The sequence below is a fragment of the Streptomyces niveiscabiei genome (assembly GCF_033794345.1).
GTDB classification, from domain to species: Bacteria; Actinomycetota; Actinomycetes; order Streptomycetales; family Streptomycetaceae; genus Streptomyces; species Streptomyces niveiscabiei.
In genome coordinates, this window is record NZ_JARAYJ010000013.1 from 121,618 (window position 1) to 142,349 (window position 20,732).

Below are 20,732 nucleotides of genomic sequence, written 5' to 3' on the forward strand. Positions count from 1 at the left end.
GGCGAGGCGCCCCTTACCCGTGCCCGGCGGGCGACCGGCGTTGTCAGTGCCGTCTCGTAGGCTTGGCCGCGTGCTCGAACTTCACGACGCTCCGCTCGCCCCGCTGACCACGTTCCGGCTCGGCGGCCCCGCCTCCCGCCTGGTGACCGCCACCACCGACGCCGAGGTGATCGAGGCCGTGCGCGAGGCCGACGCGGCCGGGACACCCCTGCTGATCGTCGGCGGCGGCTCCAACCTCGTCGTCGGGGACAAGGGCTTCGACGGCACGGCCCTGCGCATCGCCACCCGCGGGACCGAACTGAGCGGTACGACGCTGGAGCTGGCCGCGGGCGAGGTGTGGACCGACGCCGTCGCGCGCGCGGTGGACGCCGGGCTCGCCGGGATCGAGTGCCTCGCCGGGATCCCCGGGTCGGCGGGCGCGACGCCGATCCAGAACGTCGGCGCGTACGGCCAGGAGGTCTCCTCGACGATCACCGAGGTCGTCGCCTACGACCGGCGCGCGGGCGAGACGGTCACGCTCTCCGCCGCCGAGTGCGCCTTCTCGTACCGCCACAGCCGTTTCAAGGCGGACCCCGAGCGGTACGTCGTCCTGCGCGTGCGGTTCGCCCTGGAGGACGCGGGCGGAATGTCGGCGCCCGTCAAGTACGCCGAGACCGCGCGGGCGCTCGGCGTCGAGGTGGGGGAGCGGGTCGCGCTCGGCGCCGCGCGCGAGACGGTGCTGAGGCTGCGCGCGGGCAAGGGGATGGTGCTGGACGCCGAGGACCACGACACCTGGTCCGCCGGGTCCTTCTTCACCAACCCGATCCTCACGGACGCCGAGTTCGCGGCGTTCCGCGCGCGCGTGCGGGAGCGGCTCGGCGAGGGCACCGAACCGCCCGCCTACCCGGCGGGGGAGGGATACACCAAGACGTCCGCCGCGTGGCTCATCGACCACGCCGGTTTCCCGAAGGGGTACGGCACCGGCCCCGCCCGCCTGTCCACGAAGCACACCCTCGCCCTCACGAACCGGGGCACGGCGACCACGGAGGACCTCCTCACGCTGGCCCGCGAGATCGTCACCGGCGTGGAGAGGGCGTTCGGGGTGACGCTCGTGAACGAGCCGGTGATGGTGGGCGTGAGCCTTTGAGGGCGGGGCTTTGAGGGGGAGCGGCTGCCCCCTCAATACGCCACCCCCACCCCCTGCTTCACCGTCCCCGCCTCGCCGATCATCCCCAGCATCGCGTGTGCCACGTCCGCCCGGCCGATGAACCTCCCCGCGCGCGGGAAGCCGCCGATCACCCTGCGGTAGACGCCCGTGAGGGGCTTGTCCTGGAGGCGGGGCGGGCGGACGAAGGTCCAGTCGGTCGTGGAGCGGGCGACGTCCGCCTCCATCTCGCGCAGGTCGTCGTAGACGGGGCGCAGGATCGCCGAGACGGCGCTGCGCATCCCCCGGTCGAGGAGGCCGTCGTCCGCCGGGGCTGGGCCCACGGGCGCGGCGCTGACCAGCAGGAACCGGCGTACGTCCGTCGACTCCAGGGCCGTCAGGGCCGTACGGGTCAGGCGGGTGGCGACGCCGGCGTCCGCGCGTCCGCGCGGGCCGAGGCCGGAGAGGACGGCGTCGCGGCCGGTCAGTGCGGGGAGCAGGGACTCCGGGTCGGTGAGGTCGGCGCGGACGACCTCCAGGTGCGTGCCGGTGACGGTCAGGCGCGCGGGGTCGCGGACGATCGCGGTGACCTCGTGGCCCGCGTCGAGGGCCTGGCGGACGATCTCGCGGCCGATGCCGCCGGTCGCGCCCAGGACGGTGAGTTTCATGGTGGACCCCCATCGGGAATGATGGGTGAGTGAGTACTCACTCACCTTGTCTTCTCCTAGAGTGGGTAAGTAATCACTCACCCGTCAAGTGCCGATACCGAACGGATGCCCCCATGGAACCCAGGCCCACCCGGACCCGCATCCTCGACGCCGCCCACGACCTGATGCGTACGGCCGGGCTCGCCCGGGCCACCACCAAGGAGATCGCGAAGACGGCCGGCTGCTCCGAGGCGGCCCTCTACAAGCACTTCGACAGCAAGGAGGACCTCTTCGTCCAGGTCCTCACGGAACGCCTCCCGCGCCTCACGCCCCTCCTCGGCAGCCTCGCCGCGGAGCCCGGCCGGGGCACGCTGGAGGAGAACCTCACCGAGATCGCCCACCAGGCGTCCCTCTTCTACGACGAGAGCTTCCCGATCGCCGCGTCCCTCTACGCCGAGACCAGCCTCAAGCGGCGGCACGACCGGGCGATGCGCGAGAAGGGCACCGGGCCGCATGTCCCCATCGACCTCCTCGCCGCGTACCTCCGTGCGGAGCAGGGCCTCGGCCGCGTCGCCCCCGACGTCGACACCTTCGCCGCGGCGTCCCTCCTCCTCGGCGCCTGCGCGCAGCGCGCGTTCGCGTACGACGCGGCCGACACGCGCCCCGACACGGCGACGTTCGCGTCCTGCCTCGCACGCACGCTGGTCGCGGGGGTCGCGGGGGTCGCGGGGGTCGCGGGGGTCGCGGGGGTCGCGGGGGTCGCGGGGGTCGCGGGGGTCGCGGGGGTCGCGGGAACTGCGGCGGCTGCGGGGACTGCTGGGACCGTGGGGATCACAGGGACCGCAGGAGTGGCCGGGAACGCCGGAGCAGCCGTCACCATCGAGGCAACGCGGCCCGCGGACACGGCCGGAACAGCCGACGCGACCCGCCCGGCGCCCGCGAGGCCGGCGAGCTGATGCCTTGCCCAGGTTCCCGCCACCCCGCCCACCCCGAGGCTCGCCTGAGCCGCGTACCTCCACCCCGGGCTCGCCCAAGCCCAGGAACTCGCCCGCCCTGGGCCCGTCTGAGCCGTGCACCTCCGCCCCGGGCCCGCCCGAGCCCAGGAACCCGCCCTCTCAGGGCCCGCCCCAGCCCCCGAACCCACCCCGCCGACACCCCCGCGAAACCCCGTTGCGCACCCCCCGTCCACCCCCGACCCTGACCCCATGAGGCCCCCCGCATGCGCCTGAACCTCACCGAGTTCACGGCGCGCACCCACCGAGTCGTCCGGCCCCGGACCCCCCTCCGCCACACCTCCCTCACCGCTCCCGACCCCATCGGCTTCCTGTACGGCGACCGCGACGGTCTGAACCTCCTCGCGGGCCTCTTCGCGTTCGCGGCCGGCTCCCGCCGCACGATCGTCCATGTCCCCCTGCGCAACGGACTCCCCCCGATCGAGATGCCCGGCGAACGCGTCGACCTGCTCCTGGTCCACCACACCTACGGCCTGCGCGCGAGCAAGTGGCCGGAACTGCGCCGCAGCCTGGGCCAAGGCACGCCGCTGACCGCCCGCACGGACGAGCCCCGAACCGAGCGGTACGCCGAAGCCTGGCGCGCACGCAGCGGGCACGCCGACCTGCGCGACACCTTCCGGCACGCCACACACGCCGGGACGTTCTTCCTGTTCGGCAGCAGAGACCTGTTCGCCCGGACCGCGAGGGAGCTGACGCACGCGGCGCAGCAGGGCCCGCGTCAGAAAGAGGTCGCCGAGGGCCGCTCGACCCTGATGACGAACCTCCCGGCACTGCTCCAGCCCCCCGGCGGCGGCCACCCCCTGGAACTACTGGTCTGCTTCAAGCAGCGCCCCCCCACGCGACAGAAAACCAACCCCCTCCGCAAGACAACCCGCTCCCGCAAGGCCCCCGCCTCCACAAGGCAACCCCCTCCCGCAAGGACCCCGCCTCCACTGGGCCACCCCCCAGCTAGGCTCCCGCCTTCGCTGGGCCCCCGTCTCCGCGAGGCAACCCACCCCCGCCAGGCCCCCCGCCCCGCCCCGCCCTCAAGACACCGGCCCCGTCAGCCAGTCGTCCACCCCGGACAGCAGCTTCCCCCTGACGTCCTCCGGCGCGGCCGAGCCCCGGATCGACTGGCGGGCCAGTTCTGCCAGTTCCTCGTCCGTGAAACCGTGGTGACGCCGGGCGATCTCGTACTGCGCGGCCAGCCGGGAACCGAACAGCAGCGGATCGTCGGCGCCCAGAGCCATCGGGACGCCGGCGTCGTACAGGACCCGGAGGGGGACGTCCTCGGGCTTCTCGTACACGCCCAGGGCGACGTTGGACGCGGGGCAGACCTCGCAGGTCACCCCCCGCTCCGCGAGGCGCTTCAGCAGGCGGGGGTCCTCCGCCGCGCGGACCCCGTGGCCGATGCGGCTCGCGTGGAGGTCGTCGAGGCAGTCGCGGACGGAGGAGGGCCCGTTCAGCTCGCCGCCGTGGGGGGCGGACAGCAGCCCGCCCTCGCGGGCGATGGCGAACGCCCGGTCGAAGTCGCGGGCCATGCCCCGGCGTTCGTCGTTGGAGAGGCCGAAGCCGACGACGCCCCGTTCGGCGTAGCGGACGGCGAGCCGGGCGAGTGTACGGGCGTCCAGCGGGTGCTTCATCCGGTTCGCGGCGACCAGCACCCGCATCCCGAGCCCGAGGTCGCGCGAGGTCGTCTCCACCGCGTCCAGGATGATCTCCAGCGCCGGGATGAGCCCGCCCAGCCGGGGCGCGTACGAGGTCGGGTCGACCTGGATCTCCAGCCAGCCGGAGCCGTCCCGGACGTCCTCCTCGGCGGCCTCGCGCACCAGGCGCCGGATGTCGTCGGGCTCCCGCAGGCACGAGCGCGCGGCGTCGTACAGCCGCTGGAAGCGGAACCAGCCCCGTTCGTCCGTGGCCCGCAGCTGCGGCGGCTCCCCGCTGGTCAGCGCCTCGGTCAGCGCCTCTGGCAGCCGTACGCCGTACTTGTCGGCCAGCTCCAGCACGGTCGCGGGCCGCATCGAGCCGGTGAAGTGCAGGTGCAGATGGGCCTTGGGGAGTTGAGAAAGATCACGTACACCCGGGGGGTTCGGGGGGTGGCCCCCTGAAAGGCTCAGCATTCGCCGATACTGCCGTACGCGGGTGAGGCGCGGGTAATCGGTTCCCCGAACGTGGGTTTGCTCGTACAAAAAGGCGGGCCGCCTCCCCGAAGGAAGACGGCCCGCCCGGCGATGCCCTACTTGGCCTCGGCCAGCAGCTTCTGGATCCGGGAGACGCCCTCGACGAGGTCCTCGTCGCCCAGCGCGTACGACAGCCGCAGATACCCGGGTGTGCCGAACGCCTCACCGGGTACGACCGCGACCTCGGCCTCCTCCAGGATCAGCTCGGCCAGCTCCACCGAGGAGGCGGGCCGCTTGCCCCGGATCTCCTTGCCGAGCAGCTCCTTGACGGACGGGTACGCGTAGAACGCGCCCTCGGGCTCCGGGCAGAACACGCCGTCGATCTCGTTGAGCATCGCGACGATCTTCTTGCGCCGCCGGTCGAACGCGACCTTCATCTCCTCGACGGCCGCGAGGTCACCGGAGACCGCGGCGAGCGCGGCGACCTGCGCGACGTTCGAGACGTTGGACGTCGCGTGCGACTGGAGGTTCGTCGCGGCCTTGACGACGTCCTTGGGGCCGATGACCCAGCCGACCCGCCAGCCGGTCATGGCGTACGTCTTGGCGACACCGTTGACGACGATCGTCTTGTCGGCCAGCTCGGGGACGACGACCGGGAGCGAGTGGAACTCGGCGTCGCCGTAGACCAGGTGCTCGTAGATCTCGTCCGTCAGGACCCACAGGCCGTGCTCGGCGGCCCAGCGGCCGATCTCCTCGACCTGCGCGCGCGTGTAGACGGCGCCGGTCGGGTTGGAGGGGGAGACGAAGAGCAGGACCTTCGTGTTCGCGGTCCGCGCCGCCTCCAGCTGCTCGACGGAGACGCGGTAGCCGGTCGTCTCGTCGGCGACGACCTCGACCGGGACACCGCCGGCGAGACGGATCGACTCCGGGTACGTCGTCCAGTACGGCGCCGGGACGATGACCTCGTCGCCCGGGTCGAGGATCGCGGCGAACGCCTCGTAGATTGCCTGCTTGCCGCCGTTGGTGACGAGGATCTGGGCCGCGTCGACCTCGTAGCCCGAGTCGCGCAGGGTCTTCGCGGCGATCGCGGCCTTCAGCTCGGGCAGGCCGCCCGCCGGGGTGTAGCGGTGGTACTTGGGGTTCTTGCACGCTTCGACGGCCGCTTCGACGATGTAGTCGGGGGTCGGGAAGTCGGGCTCACCCGCGCCGAAGCCGATCACCGGACGCCCGGCGGCCTTCAGGGCCTTCGCCTTGGCGTCCACGGCGAGGGTCGCGGACTCGGAGATCGCGCCGATGCGGGCCGAGACCCGGCGTTCGGTGGGAGAGGTTGCAGCGCTCATGCGGCACATGTTTTCAGACCCGGAACACCACCGGCACGCCGGTTTCACGGACTGGGCAACCCGAGATGAATCCGATCAAGAGCGCTTCACGTTCGACGCACGGCCCCTGAGCACGTACACTCATCCGTCGTTGGCCCTCAACACCCGTGCCACGAGCGGTGCACACCAAGCACCCGGTTGGATACGGTAGGTTGAGGAGCACACAAAGGGTCGTAGCTCAATTGGTAGAGCACTGGTCTCCAAAACCAGCGGTTGGGGGTTCAAGTCCCTCCGGCCCTGCTTCACACTCCTTCTCCAGGAAGTGTGCGCAGGTACATACAGCATTGCACCGTCGTGCGGCTCAGACCGGGCGCGGCACGGCCACGACCCGGGAACAGGTGAGGACGAATGGCGGATGCCGTGGGCTCCATCGACACGCCTGATGCCCAGGACGAAGCGCCTGAGAGCAAGAAGAAGGCGCGCAAGGGCGGCAAGCGGGCCAAGCGGGGGCCGCTGAAGCGACTGGCTCTCTTCTACCGTCAGATCGTCGCCGAGCTGCGCAAGGTAGTCTGGCCCACGCGCAATCAGCTCACCACCTACACCACCGTGGTGATCGTCTTCGTGGTCATCATGATCGGTCTGGTCACGGTGATCGACTACGGACTCAGCCACGCCGCCAAGTACGTCTTCGGCTGAGCCGACCAGCGAAGGGCGCCGAGGAAACCGGCGCCCCTTTCGCATGTTCCACCCTTATGCAACCCAGGAAGAAGCAGCCACGTGTCTGACCAGAACCTGAACGACGACCACGAAGCTGTCGAGGCCGTCGAGTCCGTCGACGACGAGCTCGACATCGTCGAGGGCGCGGACGAGGACCTGGACGAGGTGGAGGCTGCCGACGCCGAGGCCGGCGAGGCCGCTGAAGAGGACGCCGTCCACCTCGAAGAGGACGCCGACGTCGAGGACGCCGAGCTCGAAGAGGGCGGCGAGGACGACGACGAGGAAGAGGAGTCCGGCGGCGACGTCGAGACCGCTCCCGTCGACCCCGTCGAGGCCCTCCGCGAGGAGCTGCGCACCCTTCCCGGCGAGTGGTACGTCATCCACACCTACGCCGGTTACGAGAACCGCGTGAAGACCAACCTGGAGCAGCGCGCCGTCTCGCTGAACGTCGAGGACTTCATCTTCCAGGCCGAGGTGCCGCAGGAAGAGGTCGCCCAGATCAAGAACGGCGAGCGCAAGACGATCCGGCAGAACAAGCTTCCCGGGTACGTCCTGGTCCGGATGGACCTCACGAACGAGTCCTGGGGCGTCGTCCGCAACACCCCCGGCGTCACCGGCTTCGTGGGCAACGCGTACGACCCCTACCCGCTGACGCTGGACGAGATCGTCAAGATGCTCGCGCCCGAGGCGGAGGAGAAGGCGGCCCGCGAGGCGGCCGAGGCCGAGGGCAAGCCGGCGCCGTCGCGCAAGGTCGAGGTCCAGGTGCTGGACTTCGAGGTCGGCGACTCGGTGACGGTGACGGACGGTCCGTTCGCGACCCTCCAGGCCACGATCAACGAGATCAACGCCGACTCCAAGAAGGTCAAGGGCCTGGTGGAGATCTTCGGCCGCGAGACGCCGGTCGAGCTGTCCTTCGACCAGATCCAGAAGAACTAGCTCTTTCTGGAAGACACACTTCCGGCCAGGTCAGACAGGCTGTCACAGCTTGTCTGACCTGCTCGGTTTTTGGCCGCGCATCTATACCCGCTATCGTTGTGCGGTATGCCTGCGTCCGGGTGATTCCCGAGCGCGGGCAGGACCCGAATCGAAAGGACCCGGAGAGCTATGCCTCCCAAGAAGAAGAAGGTCACGGGGCTCATCAAGCTCCAGATCAACGCCGGTGCGGCGAACCCCGCCCCGCCGGTCGGCCCCGCGCTCGGTCAGCACGGTGTCAACATCATGGAGTTCTGCAAGGCCTACAACGCGGCGACCGAGTCGCAGCGTGGCTGGGTCATCCCGGTGGAGATCACGGTCTACGAGGACCGCTCCTTCACCTTCGTGACCAAGACTCCGCCGGCCGCGAAGATGATCCTCAAGGCCGCCGGTGTCGAGAAGGGCTCGGGCGAGCCGCACAAGACCAAGGTCGCCAAGATCACCGAGGCGCAGGTCCGCGAGATCGCCACGACCAAGCTCCCCGACCTCAACGCCAACGACCTGGACGCCGCGGCGAAGATCATCGCCGGTACCGCGCGCTCCATGGGCGTCGTCGTCGAGGGCTGACCTCACCCCCCTTCACGCAGATCTGTGGGAGGGCCTGCTCGGCCCTGAACCACGACTCCAGAACCTCACAGGAGCAGTAATGAGCAAGCGCAGCAAGGCCCTTCGCGCTGCGGACGCCAAGGTCGACCGGGAGAAGCTGTACGCCCCGCTAGAGGCCGTCCGTCTCGCCAAGGAGACCTCCACCTCGAAGTTCGACGGCACCGTCGAGGTCGCCTTCCGCCTGGGTGTCGACCCGCGCAAGGCCGACCAGATGGTCCGTGGCACCGTGAACCTGCCGCACGGCACCGGCAAGACCGCCCGGGTCCTGGTCTTCGCGACCGGTGACCGTGCTGCTGCCGCGGAGGCCGCTGGCGCCGACATCGTCGGCTCCGACGAACTGATCGACGAGGTCGCCAAGGGCCGCCTGGACTTCGACGCCGTCGTCGCCACCCCGGACCTCATGGGCAAGGTCGGCCGCCTCGGCCGCGTGCTCGGTCCGCGTGGTCTGATGCCGAACCCGAAGACCGGCACCGTCACCCCGGACGTGGCCAAGGCCGTCACGGACATCAAGGGCGGCAAGATCGAGTTCCGCGTCGACAAGCACTCGAACCTGCACTTCATCATCGGCAAGACGTCCTTCGAGGACGAGAAGCTGGTGGAGAACTACGCCGCGGCGCTGGAAGAGATCACGCGTCTCAAGCCGTCCGCCGCGAAGGGTCGCTACATCAAGAAGGCCGCGATCAGCACCACGATCGGCCCCGGCATCCAGGTCGACCCCAACCGCACCCGCAACCTCCTCGTCGAGGAGGACCCGGCCGCGGTCTGAGCCTCACCGCTCACCTCGTAGTCGGACACGGGCCCCACGCCTTCGGGTGTGGGGCCCGTTCCCGTTGTCGGTGACCTGGGTTAACGTGCGGGAACGGAGATCGCACAGGGGGGGGACCGATGGCGCGGGTGGGGCTGTGGGCGGCGACGGCGGCCCTGCTGCTGGGGAGCGTCGCGTGCACGGCGTCGGAGCCCGGCGCGCGGGCGGCGGCGCCGAGCGCGCCCGTCGCGGCCCTCAGGAGCGCCGAGCGGGCCACCGGGGACGCCGGGTCGGCGAAGGTCGAGTCGAGCACGGTGATGGGGAAGCTGATGTCCCTGACGGCCGAGGGGGCGGTGTCGTGGGCGCGGGGGTTCACGGGGACGCTCGTGCTGACCTACACCGGGGGCAGCGTCGCCGAGACCATGCGGAAGGCGGGCGTGACCTCGACGGAGGCCCGCTATCTGCCGGACGCGTACTACGCGCGTACGGGCGCGCGGCTCGCGAAGGCGGCCGGCGGCAAGCAGTGGGTGCGGTACGCGTACGCCGACCTGGAGCGCTTCGCGGGCGGCGCCGGTGCCGTCCTGCCGGACCAGCTCCGGAACACGGCCCCCAGCCGCGCGGTGAAGCTCCTGGCGGCGTCGGGGGATGTGCGTGAGGTGGGCCGGGAGACGGTGCGGGGGCGGCGTGCGACGCACTACTCGGGGTCCGTGGACTCCGACGCGTCCAGTGTGACGACCGAGCGGGTGGACGTCTGGGTGGACGAGCGGAACCTGCTGGTGAAGAAGGTGGAGACGGGCGTCGCCTCGGGCGGGCCGTACAGCCAGACCGCGTACTACGGGGACTACGGCGCGAAGGTGACCGCCGAGCGGCCCCCGGCGAAGGACACGGCGGACTTCTCGGAGCTGGTGCGGGAACTGTCGGGTGGGTGAAAACGTCGGGGACAGTAAAGGGAGTCTCGGACTAAGGTTCTATACAGGTAAATCAAATGAAGGGGAGTCTGGGGAGGCTCCTTGGGACCCGTGGGGGGACTTGTGAACGTCCGGAAGAAGGCAGCCGCCGCCAGTGTGACCGCCCTGGTGCTGACCGGCGCCGTGGCCTGCGGGAACGCGTCCGACACCGTGGAGCGGACGGCCGCGCAGGTGCTGAAGGCGTCGTTCGAGAAGACGTCCGAGGCGAAGTCCGCGAAGGTCAACATGACCATGACCATGCCGAAGGCCATGGAGGGCGGCGGCAACACGACGATGACCGGCGTCATGGGGTGGGACCCGACCGTGATGGACGTCACGATGAAGGGCGACGGTCTCACGGACGAGCCGGGCGCCCCCGAGAGCGTCCGCATGATCATGGCGAACAACGTCATGTACATGGACATGGGCGCCTCGCCGGGCACCACCGAGCTGACGGACGGCAAGCGCTGGATCAAGTTCGACCTGATGGCCGCCGCCAAGGCCAGCGGTGACAAGGCGCTCCAGAAGCGGATGACCTCCGGCCTGGAGGACATGAACCAGAGCCCGGTGGACCAGCTCGCCCTGCTCCTCGAATCGCCGAACATCAAGCACGTGGGCAGCGAGAAGGTCGACGGCGTCGACACGGAGCACTACAAGGGCCTGCTCACGGTCAAGGAGATGATGGCGTCCAGCAAGTCGCTGGACGTCCTGGACTCCGCCGACCGCGACAAACTCCTCAAGGGCATCGAGAAGTCCGGCTTCACGGGCTACGACACGGACGTCTGGGTCAACAAGGACGACCTCCCGGTCCGGATGGACGTCGTCATGGACCACCCCGACGGCCCGGTCAAGATGAGCATGAAGCTCTCCGACTACGGCGCGCAGGCCAAGGTCACGCCGCCCGCCGCCAAGGACACCTTCGACCTGATGGACATGCTCAAGAAGCTCGGCGAGGAGATGAAGGAGCTGAAGGAGCTGGAGAGCCTGGACGAGGGCGACCTCGACCTCGAAGGTCTGGAGCCGAGCAAGGGCGACCTCGGCCTGGAGGGCTCGCCGGTCCCGGTTCCGTCCTCCTGAGCCGGGCGTTCGTATCCGTCGTACGACCGGATTTGCCCCGCGCCGATCCGGTCGCGTACTCTCCTTGAGAAGCCAAAGACCGCTGGTCGTCGCCGTGTGTCCGTCAGGATGTGCGGTGGCCGAAGGATCCGCTGATATGCGGACGACCCGCGCAGGTGATCGTGGAAGTGCTCCCGGAGTTCGCCGCCCGAGCGGTGTGCGAGTCCCGGTCGAGCTACGCCCCGTGCGCCTGCGCCGGGGCGTTTCGTTTTCCCCAGCCCCTTCCGAGCGGTCTCATCACCCGGAAGGAGGCCACGCTTATGGCAAGGCCCGACAAGGCTGCCGCGGTAGCCGAGCTGACGGAGCAGTTCCGCAGCTCGAACGCCGCCGTGCTGACCGAGTACCGGGGTCTCACCGTGGCGCAGCTCAAGACGCTGCGCCGTTCGCTCGGTGCGGACGCCCAGTACGCCGTGGTGAAGAACACGCTGACCAAGATCGCGGCCAACGAGGCCGGGATCTCGACGCTCGACGACCTGTTCAACGGTCCGACGGCGGTCGCCTTCATCACCGGTGACCCGGTGACGTCGGCGAAGGGTCTTCGTGACTTCGCCAAGGACAACCCGAACCTCGTCATCAAGGGCGGTGTCCTTGACGGCAAGGCGCTGTCCGCCGACGAGATCAAGAAGCTCGCGGACCTCGAGTCCCGCGAGGTTCTGCTCAGCAAGCTGGCCGGTGCCATGAAGGGCAAGCAGACGCAGGCTGCACAGCTCTTCCAGGCGCTGCCGACGAAGCTCGTCCGCACCGTGGACGCCCTTCGCGCCAAGCAGGCCGAGCAGGGCGGTGCCGAGTAATTCGGCTCGCATCATGACCGCCGCGTGAGGCATCCAGCCGTAGCGCAGCGGTCGTAGCGGGCCGCACGCCCGCCAGACACATACATCCGGCACCTGCCGATCTAGAAGTGGAAGGAGCAGCCACCATGGCGCTCACCCAGGACGAACTGCTTGCCGAGTTCGAGAACATGACCCTCATCCAGCTCTCCGAGTTCGTCTCCGCGTTCGAGGCGAAGTTCGACGTCACCGCCGCGGCTGCCGCGCCGGTCGTCGTCGCCGGTGGTGCCGCCGGCGGCGCCGCTGAGGCCGTCGAGGAGAAGGACGAGTTCGACGTCATCCTGACGGGTGCCGGCGACAAGAAGATCCAGGTCATCAAGGTCGTGCGCGAGCTCACCTCCCTGGGCCTCAAGGAGGCCAAGGACCTGGTCGACGGTGCGCCGAAGCCCGTCGTCGAGAAGGTCAACAAGGAAGCCGCCGACAAGGCGAAGGAAGCCCTTGAGGGCGCCGGCGCCTCGGTCGAGGTCAAGTAAGACCTTCCAGGTCTGAGATGCCCGTGAAAAACGGCCTCCAGGGGCTGTAACGCGAGCACCGCGAAGAGCGATCATCCATCCGGGTGGTCGCTCTTCGGCGTTCCTGGAAGCGTGGCCACGGTTGCCTTGAACCCCTGTTCACGAGGGGTATGGTGATCTTCGTCGTGTCTGCGGACACCCTCTGTTCGGGCGGGGGGCTCTTGACGAACAGCACGCAGCGCGCAATTCTCAGGACGCGTCGTCACAAGGATCCGAATCCGAGGCATGGATCGACGGCGAAGAGGGCAGGATGACCGTGCGCTCAGGGCAAGCGCGCCGAGGACTGTGAGTGACGACGAGGGCTGTTGAAAATCGGGGCTGGACATCAGTGTGCCGGATGGCTACACTGTCCCTTTGCGCTGCCTGTTAGCTATCCCCTGCCCGTCACCAGGGGTCTGCCCTCACTTGAGCATCAGCGACTGAAACGGCCCTGACCTGGGACTTTCGTCGTTTGTGCGCCGGGGAGGGGCCGGGAAGCGCGTAGTGAGTCCGAGCCCTCGGAAGGACCCCCTCTTGGCCGCCTCGCGCACCGCCTCGACCGCGAATACGAACAACGCCGCCAGCACTGCCCCGCTGCGCATCTCCTTTGCAAAGATCAAGGAGCCTCTCGAGGTTCCGAACCTGCTCGCGCTCCAGACCGAGAGCTTCGACTGGCTGCTCGGCAACACCGCCTGGCAGAGCCGCGTCGAGGCGGCTCTGGAGTCCGGTCAGGACGTCCCCACCAAGTCCGGTCTTGAGGAGATCTTCGAGGAGATCTCCCCGATCGAGGACTTCTCCGGGTCGATGTCGCTGACCTTCCGCGACCACCGCTTCGAGCCGCCGAAGAACTCCATCGACGAGTGCAAGGAGCGCGACTTCACGTACGCCGCGCCGCTCTTCGTCACCGCCGAGTTCACCAACAACGAGACCGGCGAGATCAAGTCCCAGACGGTCTTCATGGGCGACTTCCCGCTCATGACCAACAAGGGCACCTTCGTCATCAACGGCACCGAGCGTGTCGTCGTGTCGCAGCTCGTGCGCTCGCCCGGTGTCTACTTCGACTCCTCCATCGACAAGACCTCCGACAAGGACATCTTCTCCGCGAAGATCATCCCGTCCCGGGGTGCCTGGCTGGAGATGGAGATCGACAAGCGCGACATGGTCGGTGTCCGCATCGACCGCAAGCGCAAGCAGTCCGTGACCGTCCTCCTCAAGGCCCTCGGCTACACGACCGAGCAGATCCTGGAGGAGTTCGGCGAGTACGAGTCGATGCGCGCCACCCTGGAGAAGGACCACACCCAGGGCCAGGACGACGCGCTGCTCGACATCTACCGCAAGCTGCGTCCGGGCGAGCCGCCGACCCGTGAGGCCGCGCAGACGCTGCTGGAGAACCTCTACTTCAACCCGAAGCGCTACGACCTCGCGAAGGTCGGCCGCTACAAGGTGAACAAGAAGCTCGCCGCGGACGCGCCGCTCGACGCCGGTGTGCTGACCGTCGAGGACGTCATCGCGACGATCAAGTACCTCGTCAAGCTGCACGCGGGCGAGACCGAGACGGTCGGCGACAGCGGCCAGACGATCGTCGTCGAGACCGACGACATCGACCACTTCGGCAACCGCCGTCTGCGCTCGGTCGGCGAGCTGATCCAGAACCAGGTCCGTACGGGTCTCGCCCGTATGGAGCGCGTCGTGCGCGAGCGCATGACCACCCAGGACGTCGAGGCGATCACGCCGCAGACCCTGATCAACATCCGGCCGGTCGTCGCCTCCATCAAGGAGTTCTTCGGCACCAGCCAGCTGTCGCAGTTCATGGACCAGAACAACCCGCTGTCGGGTCTCACCCACAAGCGCCGCCTGTCGGCGCTCGGTCCGGGTGGTCTCTCCCGTGAGCGGGCCGGCTTCGAGGTCCGTGACGTGCACCCCTCGCACTACGGCCGCATGTGCCCCATCGAGACCCCTGAGGGTCCCAACATCGGTCTGATCGGCTCGCTCGCCTCCTACGGCCGCGTCAACGCGTTCGGGTTCGTCGAGACCCCGTACCGCAAGGTCGTCGACGGCCAGGTCACCGACGAGGTCGACTACCTGACGGCCGACGAGGAGGACCGCTTCGTCATCGCGCAGGCCAACGCCACGCTCAACGACGAACTGCGCTTCACCGAGAACCGCGTCCTGGTCCGCCGCCGCGGCGGCGAGGTCGACTACGTCCCCGGTGACGAGGTCGACTACATGGACGTCTCGCCGCGCCAGATGGTGTCGGTCGCGACCGCGATGATCCCGTTCCTCGAGCACGACGACGCCAACCGCGCCCTCATGGGCGCGAACATGATGCGCCAGGCCGTTCCGCTCATCAAGAGCGAGGCCCCGCTCGTCGGCACCGGCATGGAGTACCGCTCCGCCGTCGACGCCGGTGACGTCGTCAAGGCCGAGAAGGCCGGTGTGGTCCAGGAGGTCTCCGCCGACTACATCACCACCGCCAACGACGACGGCACGTACATCACGTACCGCCTGGCCAAGTTCGCCCGCTCCAACCAGGGCACCTCGGTCAACCAGAAGGTCATCGTCAACGAGGGCGACCGGATCATCGCCGGCCAGGTGCTGGCCGACGGCCCGGCCACCGAGAACGGCGAGATGGCGCTCGGCAAGAACCTGCTGGTCGCGTTCATGCCGTGGGAGGGCCACAACTACGAGGACGCGATCATCCTGTCGCAGCGCCTCGTGCAGGACGACGTCCTCTCCTCGATCCACATCGAGGAGCACGAGGTCGACGCCCGTGACACCAAGCTCGGCCCCGAGGAGATCACCCGGGACATCCCGAACGTCTCCGAGGAGGTCCTCGCCGACCTCGACGAGCGCGGCATCATCCGCATCGGTGCCGAGGTCGTCGCCGGTGACATCCTGGTCGGCAAGGTCACGCCCAAGGGTGAGACCGAGCTGACGCCCGAGGAGCGGCTGCTGCGCGCGATCTTCGGTGAGAAGGCGCGCGAGGTCCGTGACACCTCGCTGAAGGTGCCGCACGGCGAGATCGGCAAGATCATCGGCGTACGCGTCTTCGACCGCGAGGAGGGCGACGAGCTGCCGCCCGGGGTCAACCAGCTGGTGCGCGTGTACGTGGCGCAGAAGCGGAAGATCACCGACGGCGACAAGCTCGCCGGCCGCCACGGCAACAAGGGTGTCATCTCCAAGATCCTGCCGATCGAGGACATGCCGTTCCTGGAGGACGGCACGCCGGTCGACATCATCCTGAACCCGCTGGGTGTGCCGTCCCGAATGAACCCGGGACAGGTGCTGGAGATCCACCTCGGCTGGCTGGCCAGCCGCGGCTGGGACGTCTCCGGGCTCGGCGAGGAGTGGGCGCAGCGGCTCCAGGTGATCGGCGCCGACCAGGTCGCCCCCGGCACCAACGTCGCCACCCCGGTGTTCGACGGTGCGCGTGAGGACGAGCTCGCGGGTCTGCTGAACCACACCATCCCGAACCGCGACGGCGACCGCATGGTGCAGCCGACCGGCAAGGCGCGGCTGTTCGACGGCCGCAGCGGTGAGCCGTTCCCGGACCCGATCTCCATCGGCTACATGTACATCCTCAAGCTCCACCACCTGGTCGACGACAAGCTGCACGCCCGGTCGACCGGTCCGTACTCGATGATCACCCAGCAGCCGCTGGGTGGTAAGGCCCAGTTCGGTGGCCAGCGCTTCGGTGAGATGGAGGTGTGGGCGCTGGAGGCTTACGGCGCCGCGTACGCCCTCCAGGAGCTGCTGACCATCAAGTCCGACGACGTCACCGGCCGCGTGAAGGTCTACGAGGCCATCGTCAAGGGCGAGAACATCCCCGAGCCCGGCATCCCCGAGTCCTTCAAGGTGCTCATCAAGGAGATGCAGTCCCTGTGCCTCAACGTGGAGGTGCTGTCCTCGGACGGCATGTCCATCGAGATGCGCGACACCGACGAGGACGTCTTCCGCGCTGCGGAGGAGCTCGGCATCGACCTGTCCCGGCGCGAGCCGAGCAGCGTCGAAGAGGTCTGACGGGAGTCCGGCCGGGTTCCGCGTGAACCCGGCCGGCCCCAGGACCCCCGTTTCAGACCCCATGACTTACAACCCTGAGAGGGATTGACGCATAGTGCTCGACGTCAACTTCTTCGACGAGCTTCGGATCGGCCTGGCCACCGCGGACGACATCCGTCAGTGGAGCCACGGCGAGGTCAAGAAGCCCGAGACGATCAACTACCGCACCCTGAAGCCGGAAAAGGACGGGCTCTTCTGCGAGAAGATCTTCGGCCCCACCCGGGACTGGGAGTGCTACTGCGGCAAGTACAAGCGCGTCCGCTTCAAGGGCATCATCTGTGAGCGCTGTGGCGTCGAGGTCACCCGCGCCAAGGTGCGCCGTGAGCGGATGGGCCACATCGAGCTGGCCGCTCCCGTCACCCACATCTGGTACTTCAAGGGCGTCCCGTCGCGCCTGGGCTACCTGCTCGACCTCGCCCCGAAGGACCTGGAGAAGGTCATCTACTTCGCGGCGTACATGATCACGTACGTCGACGACGAGCGCCGTACCCGTGACCTGCCCTCCCTGGAGGCGCACGTCTCGGTCGAGCGGCAGCAGATCGAGAACCGCCGGGACTCCGACCTGGAGGCTCGCGCCAAGAAGCTGGAAGGCGACCTGGCCGAGCTGGAGGCCGAGGGCGCCAAGTCCGACGTGCGCCGCAAGGTGCGCGAAGGCGCCGAGCGCGAGATGAAGCAGCTGCGCGACCGCTCGCAGCGCGAGATCGACCGCCTCGACGAGGTCTGGACCCGGTTCAAGAACCTCAAGGTCCAGGACCTGGAGGGCGACGAGCTGCTCTACCGCGAGCTGCGCGACCGGTTCGGCACCTACTTCGACGGCTCGATGGGCGCCGCCGCGCTCCAGAAGCGCCTGGAGTCCTTCGACCTCGAAGAGGAGGCCGAGCGCCTCCGCGAGATCATCCGCACCGGCAAGGGCCAGAAGAAGACCCGTGCGCTCAAGCGCCTCAAGGTCGTCTCCGCGTTCCTCCAGACCTCCAACAGCCCCAAGGGCATGGTCCTGGACTGCGTGCCGGTCATCCCGCCGGACCTCCGCCCGATGGTGCAGCTGGACGGTGGCCGCTTCGCGACCTCCGACCTGAACGACCTGTACCGCCGTGTCATCAACCGCAACAACCGCCTGAAGCGGCTTCTCGACCTCGGCGCGCCCGAGATCATCGTGAACAACGAGAAGCGCATGCTCCAGGAGGCCGTGGACGCCCTCTTCGACAACGGCCGTCGTGGCCGCCCGGTCACGGGCCCCGGCAACCGTCCGCTGAAGTCCCTCAGCGACATGCTGAAGGGGAAGCAGGGTCGTTTCCGTCAGAACCTGCTCGGCAAGCGTGTGGACTACTCCGCGCGTTCCGTGATCGTCGTCGGTCCGCAGCTCAAGCTGCACCAGTGCGGTCTGCCGAAGGCGATGGCCCTCGAGCTCTTCAAGCCGTTCGTCATGAAGCGGCTCGTGGACCTCAACCACGCGCAGAACATCAAGTCCGCCAAGCGGATGGTCGAGCGTGGCCGCACCGTCGTGTACGACGTCCTCGAAGAGGTCATCGCCGAGCACCCGGTGCTGCTGAACCGTGCGCCCACCCTGCACCGCCTCGGCATCCAGGCCTTCGAGCCGCAGCTCGTCGAGGGCAAGGCCATCCAGATCCACCCGCTCGTGTGCACCGCGTTCAACGCGGACTTCGACGGTGACCAGATGGCCGTCCACCTGCCGCTCTCCGCGGAGGCGCAGGCCGAGGCGCGCATCCTGATGCTGTCCTCGAACAACATCCTCAAGCCCGCCGACGGGCGTCCGGTGACGATGCCGACCCAGGACATGGTCCTCGGTCTGTTCTTCCTCACCACCGACGGCGAGCTGCGCGACACCAAGGGCGAGGACCGCTCCTTCTCCTCGGTGCCCGAGGCGATCATGGCGTTCGACGCCGGGGAGCTCGCTCTCCAGTCGCCGGTCGACATCCGCTTCCCGGTGGGCACCATCCCGCCGCGTGGCTGGACGCCGCCGGTGCGCGAGGCGGACGAGCCGGAGTGGCAGCAGGGCGACAGCTTCCGGCTGCGCACCACGCTGGGCCGCGCGCTCTTCAACGAGCTGCTGCCCGAGGACTACCCGTTCGTCGACTACTCGGTGGGCAAGAAGCAGCTCTCCGAGATCGTCAACGACCTCGCCGAGCGCTACCCCAAGGTGATCGTCGCCGCGACGCTGGACAACCTGAAGGCGGCCGGCTTCCACTGGGCGACCCGTTCCGGTGTCACCGTCGCCATCTCCGACGTGGTCGTCCCCGAGGCGAAGAAGGAGATCGTCGCCGGGTACGAGGCCAAGGACGAGAAGGTCCAGAAGCAGTACGAGCGCGGTCTGATCACCAAGGAAGAGCGCACCCAGGAGCTCATCCAGATCTGGACGCAGGCGACCAACGAGGTCGCCGAGGCGATGAACGCGAACTTCCCCAAGACGAACCCCATCTTCATGATGGTTGACTCGGGTGCCCGAGGAAACATGATGCAGATGCGGCAGATCGCCGGTATGCGTGGTCTGGTGTCGAACGCGAAGAACGAGACCATCCCGCGTCCGATCAAGGCGTCGTTCCGTGAGGGCCTGTCCGTGCTGGAGTACTTCATCTCCACGCACGGTGCCCGTAAGGGTCTCGCCGACACCGCCCTGCGTACCGCCGACTCGGGTTACCTCACCCGTCGTCTGGTGGACGTCTCGCAGGACGTCATCATCCGCGAGGAGGACTGCGGCACCGACCGCGGCCTCAAGCTGGCCATCGCCGAGCGCGGCGAGGACGGCGTGCTGCGCAAGACGGGCAACGTCGAGACGTCCGTGTACGCCCGGATGCTCGCCGAGGACATCACCGTCGACGGCCGTGTGCTGGCCCCGGCCAACACCGACCTCGGCGACGTCCTCATCGACGAGCTGGTCCTGCACGGCATCGAGGAGGTCAAGACCCGCTCGATCCTGACCTGCGAGTCGCACGTCGGCACCTGTGCCATGTGCTACGGCCGCTCCCTCGCGACCGGCAAGCTGGTCGACATCGGTGAGGCGGTCGGCATCATCGCCGCGCAGTCCATCGGTGAGCCCGGTACCCAGCTGACGATGCGTACCTTCCACACCGGTGGTGTGGCCGGTGACGACATCACCCAGGGTCTGCCCCGTGTCGTCGAGCTCTTCGAGGCCCGTACGCCCAAGGGTGTCGCCCCGATCTCCGAGGCCCAGGGCCGCGTGCGGATCGAGGAGACCGAGAAGACCAAGAAGATCGTCATCACGCCGGACGACGGCAGCGACGAGACGGCGTTCCCGATCTCGAAGCGTGCGCGTCTGCTGGTCAGTGAGGGTGAGCACGTCGAGGTGGGCCAGAAGCTCACGGTCGGCGCGACCAACCCCCACGACGTGCTGCGCATCCTCGGTCAGCGTGCCGTCCAGGTCCACCTGGTCGGCGAGGTCCAGAAGGTCTACAACTCGCAGGGCGTGTCGATCCACGACAAGCACATCGAGATCATCATCCGGCAGATGCTGCGCCGGGTGACGATCATCGAGTCCGGCGACGCGGAGCTCCTGCCGGGCGAGCTGGTCGAGCGGTCGAAGTTCGAGACCGAGAACCGCCGGGTCGTCCAGGAAGGCGGTCACCCCGCCTCCGGCCGTCCGCAGCTCATGGGTATCACCAAGGCCTCGCTGGCCACGGAGTCCTGGCTGTCGGCCGCCTCCTTCCAGGAGACGACGAGGGTGCTCACGGACGCGGCGATCAACGCCAAGTCCGACTCCCTCATCGGCCTCAAGGAGAACGTCATCATCGGTAAGCTCATCCCGGCCGGTACGGGGCTCTCCCGCTACCGCAACATCCGGGTGGAGCCGACCGAGGAGGCCAAGGCCGCGATGTACTCGGCCGTCGGGTACGACGACATCGACTACTCGCCGTTCGGCACCGGGTCCGGCCAGGCTGTTCCGCTGGAGGACTACGACTACGGGCCTTACAACCAGTAGGCCGTAGGGCTCGGCAGTGCTTGAGGGCGGTCACCCCTTCCGGGGTGGCCGCCCTTCGGCTTTGCATGCGGGGGTGTGGAACCATGCGCGCGTCTC

Annotated in this window: 14 protein-coding genes, 1 tRNA gene and 1 pseudogene; 13 read left to right on the forward strand and 3 right to left on the reverse strand. The window is 68.6% G+C overall.

Annotated features, from left to right (window positions below; all coding sequences use genetic code 11):
- The first annotated feature begins 70 nt into the window (after nt 1–70).
- A complete protein-coding gene (locus tag PV682_RS20070; RefSeq protein WP_319731708.1) occupies nt 71–1,126 on the forward strand; it encodes a UDP-N-acetylmuramate dehydrogenase in 1,056 nt (351 codons plus the stop codon).
- A gap of 32 nt (nt 1,127–1,158) precedes the next feature.
- Here PV682_RS20070 and PV682_RS20075 read toward each other — a convergent pair whose 3' ends face one another.
- A complete protein-coding gene (locus PV682_RS20075) occupies nt 1,159–1,791 on the reverse strand; it encodes an NAD(P)-dependent oxidoreductase (RefSeq protein WP_319731710.1) in 633 nt (210 codons plus the stop codon).
- Between the two features lie 113 nt (nt 1,792–1,904).
- On the opposite strand from PV682_RS20075, the pseudogene PV682_RS20080 reads away from it, so the two are divergent.
- A pseudogene (locus PV682_RS20080) lies at nt 1,905–2,489 on the forward strand (TetR/AcrR family transcriptional regulator); the annotation flags it as partial.
- A 1,319-nt stretch (nt 2,490–3,808) separates the two neighbouring features.
- Here PV682_RS20080 and PV682_RS20085 read toward each other — a convergent pair.
- A complete protein-coding gene (locus tag PV682_RS20085; RefSeq protein ID WP_319731712.1) occupies nt 3,809–4,882 on the reverse strand; it encodes an adenosine deaminase in 1,074 nt (357 codons plus the stop codon).
- Between the two features lie 116 nt (nt 4,883–4,998).
- Nucleotides 4,999–6,222 carry a pyridoxal phosphate-dependent aminotransferase gene (locus PV682_RS20090; protein WP_319731714.1) on the reverse strand — a complete coding sequence of 408 codons (1,224 nt, stop codon included), beginning with the start codon at nt 6,220–6,222 and terminating at the stop codon, nt 4,999–5,001.
- A 206-nt stretch (nt 6,223–6,428) separates the two neighbouring features.
- On the opposite strand from PV682_RS20090, the gene PV682_RS20095 reads away from it, so the two are divergent.
- The 11 genes from PV682_RS20095 (at nt 6,429) to PV682_RS20145 (ending at nt 20,636) form a co-directional block, all read left to right on the forward strand.
- Nucleotides 6,429–6,501 (forward strand) — tRNA-Trp (locus tag PV682_RS20095).
- Between the two features lie 108 nt (nt 6,502–6,609).
- Nucleotides 6,610–6,897: a preprotein translocase subunit SecE gene (secE, locus tag PV682_RS20100; RefSeq protein WP_010354295.1), complete on the forward strand. Its 288-nt coding sequence runs from the start codon at nt 6,610–6,612 to the stop codon at nt 6,895–6,897.
- 81 nt (nt 6,898–6,978) lie between these two features.
- Complete coding sequence (gene nusG, locus PV682_RS20105; protein WP_055723460.1) at nt 6,979–7,854, forward strand: transcription termination/antitermination protein NusG; 876 nt, start codon at nt 6,979–6,981, stop codon at nt 7,852–7,854.
- Between the two features lie 168 nt (nt 7,855–8,022).
- Nucleotides 8,023–8,457, forward strand: a complete 435-nt coding sequence (gene rplK / locus PV682_RS20110) for a 50S ribosomal protein L11 (RefSeq protein ID WP_010354293.1) — start codon at nt 8,023–8,025, stop codon at nt 8,455–8,457.
- A gap of 79 nt (nt 8,458–8,536) precedes the next feature.
- Complete coding sequence (gene rplA / locus PV682_RS20115) at nt 8,537–9,262, forward strand: 50S ribosomal protein L1 (RefSeq protein ID WP_055723461.1); 726 nt, start codon at nt 8,537–8,539, stop codon at nt 9,260–9,262.
- A gap of 119 nt (nt 9,263–9,381) precedes the next feature.
- Nucleotides 9,382–10,170 carry a hypothetical protein gene (locus PV682_RS20120; protein WP_319731720.1) on the forward strand — a complete coding sequence of 263 codons (789 nt, stop codon included), beginning with the start codon at nt 9,382–9,384 and terminating at the stop codon, nt 10,168–10,170.
- Nucleotides 10,171–10,272: 102 nt separating this feature from the next.
- On the forward strand, nt 10,273–11,265 hold the full coding sequence (locus tag PV682_RS20125) for a LolA-like protein (RefSeq protein WP_319731722.1): 993 nt from the start codon (nt 10,273–10,275) through the stop codon (nt 11,263–11,265).
- 299 nt (nt 11,266–11,564) lie between these two features.
- On the forward strand, nt 11,565–12,095 hold the full coding sequence (rplJ, locus tag PV682_RS20130) for a 50S ribosomal protein L10 (RefSeq protein WP_055723463.1): 531 nt from the start codon (nt 11,565–11,567) through the stop codon (nt 12,093–12,095).
- 125 nt (nt 12,096–12,220) lie between these two features.
- On the forward strand, nt 12,221–12,604 hold the full coding sequence (gene rplL, locus PV682_RS20135; protein WP_055723464.1) for a 50S ribosomal protein L7/L12: 384 nt from the start codon (nt 12,221–12,223) through the stop codon (nt 12,602–12,604).
- Between the two features lie 552 nt (nt 12,605–13,156).
- Entirely contained in the window at nt 13,157–16,642 is a 3,486-nt protein-coding gene (gene rpoB / locus PV682_RS20140) for a DNA-directed RNA polymerase subunit beta (protein WP_112482587.1), read from the forward strand.
- A 94-nt stretch (nt 16,643–16,736) separates the two neighbouring features.
- Nucleotides 16,737–20,636: a DNA-directed RNA polymerase subunit beta' gene (locus PV682_RS20145; protein ID WP_319731726.1), complete on the forward strand. Its 3,900-nt coding sequence runs from the start codon at nt 16,737–16,739 to the stop codon at nt 20,634–20,636.
- Nucleotides 20,637–20,732: the final 96 nt, after the last annotated feature.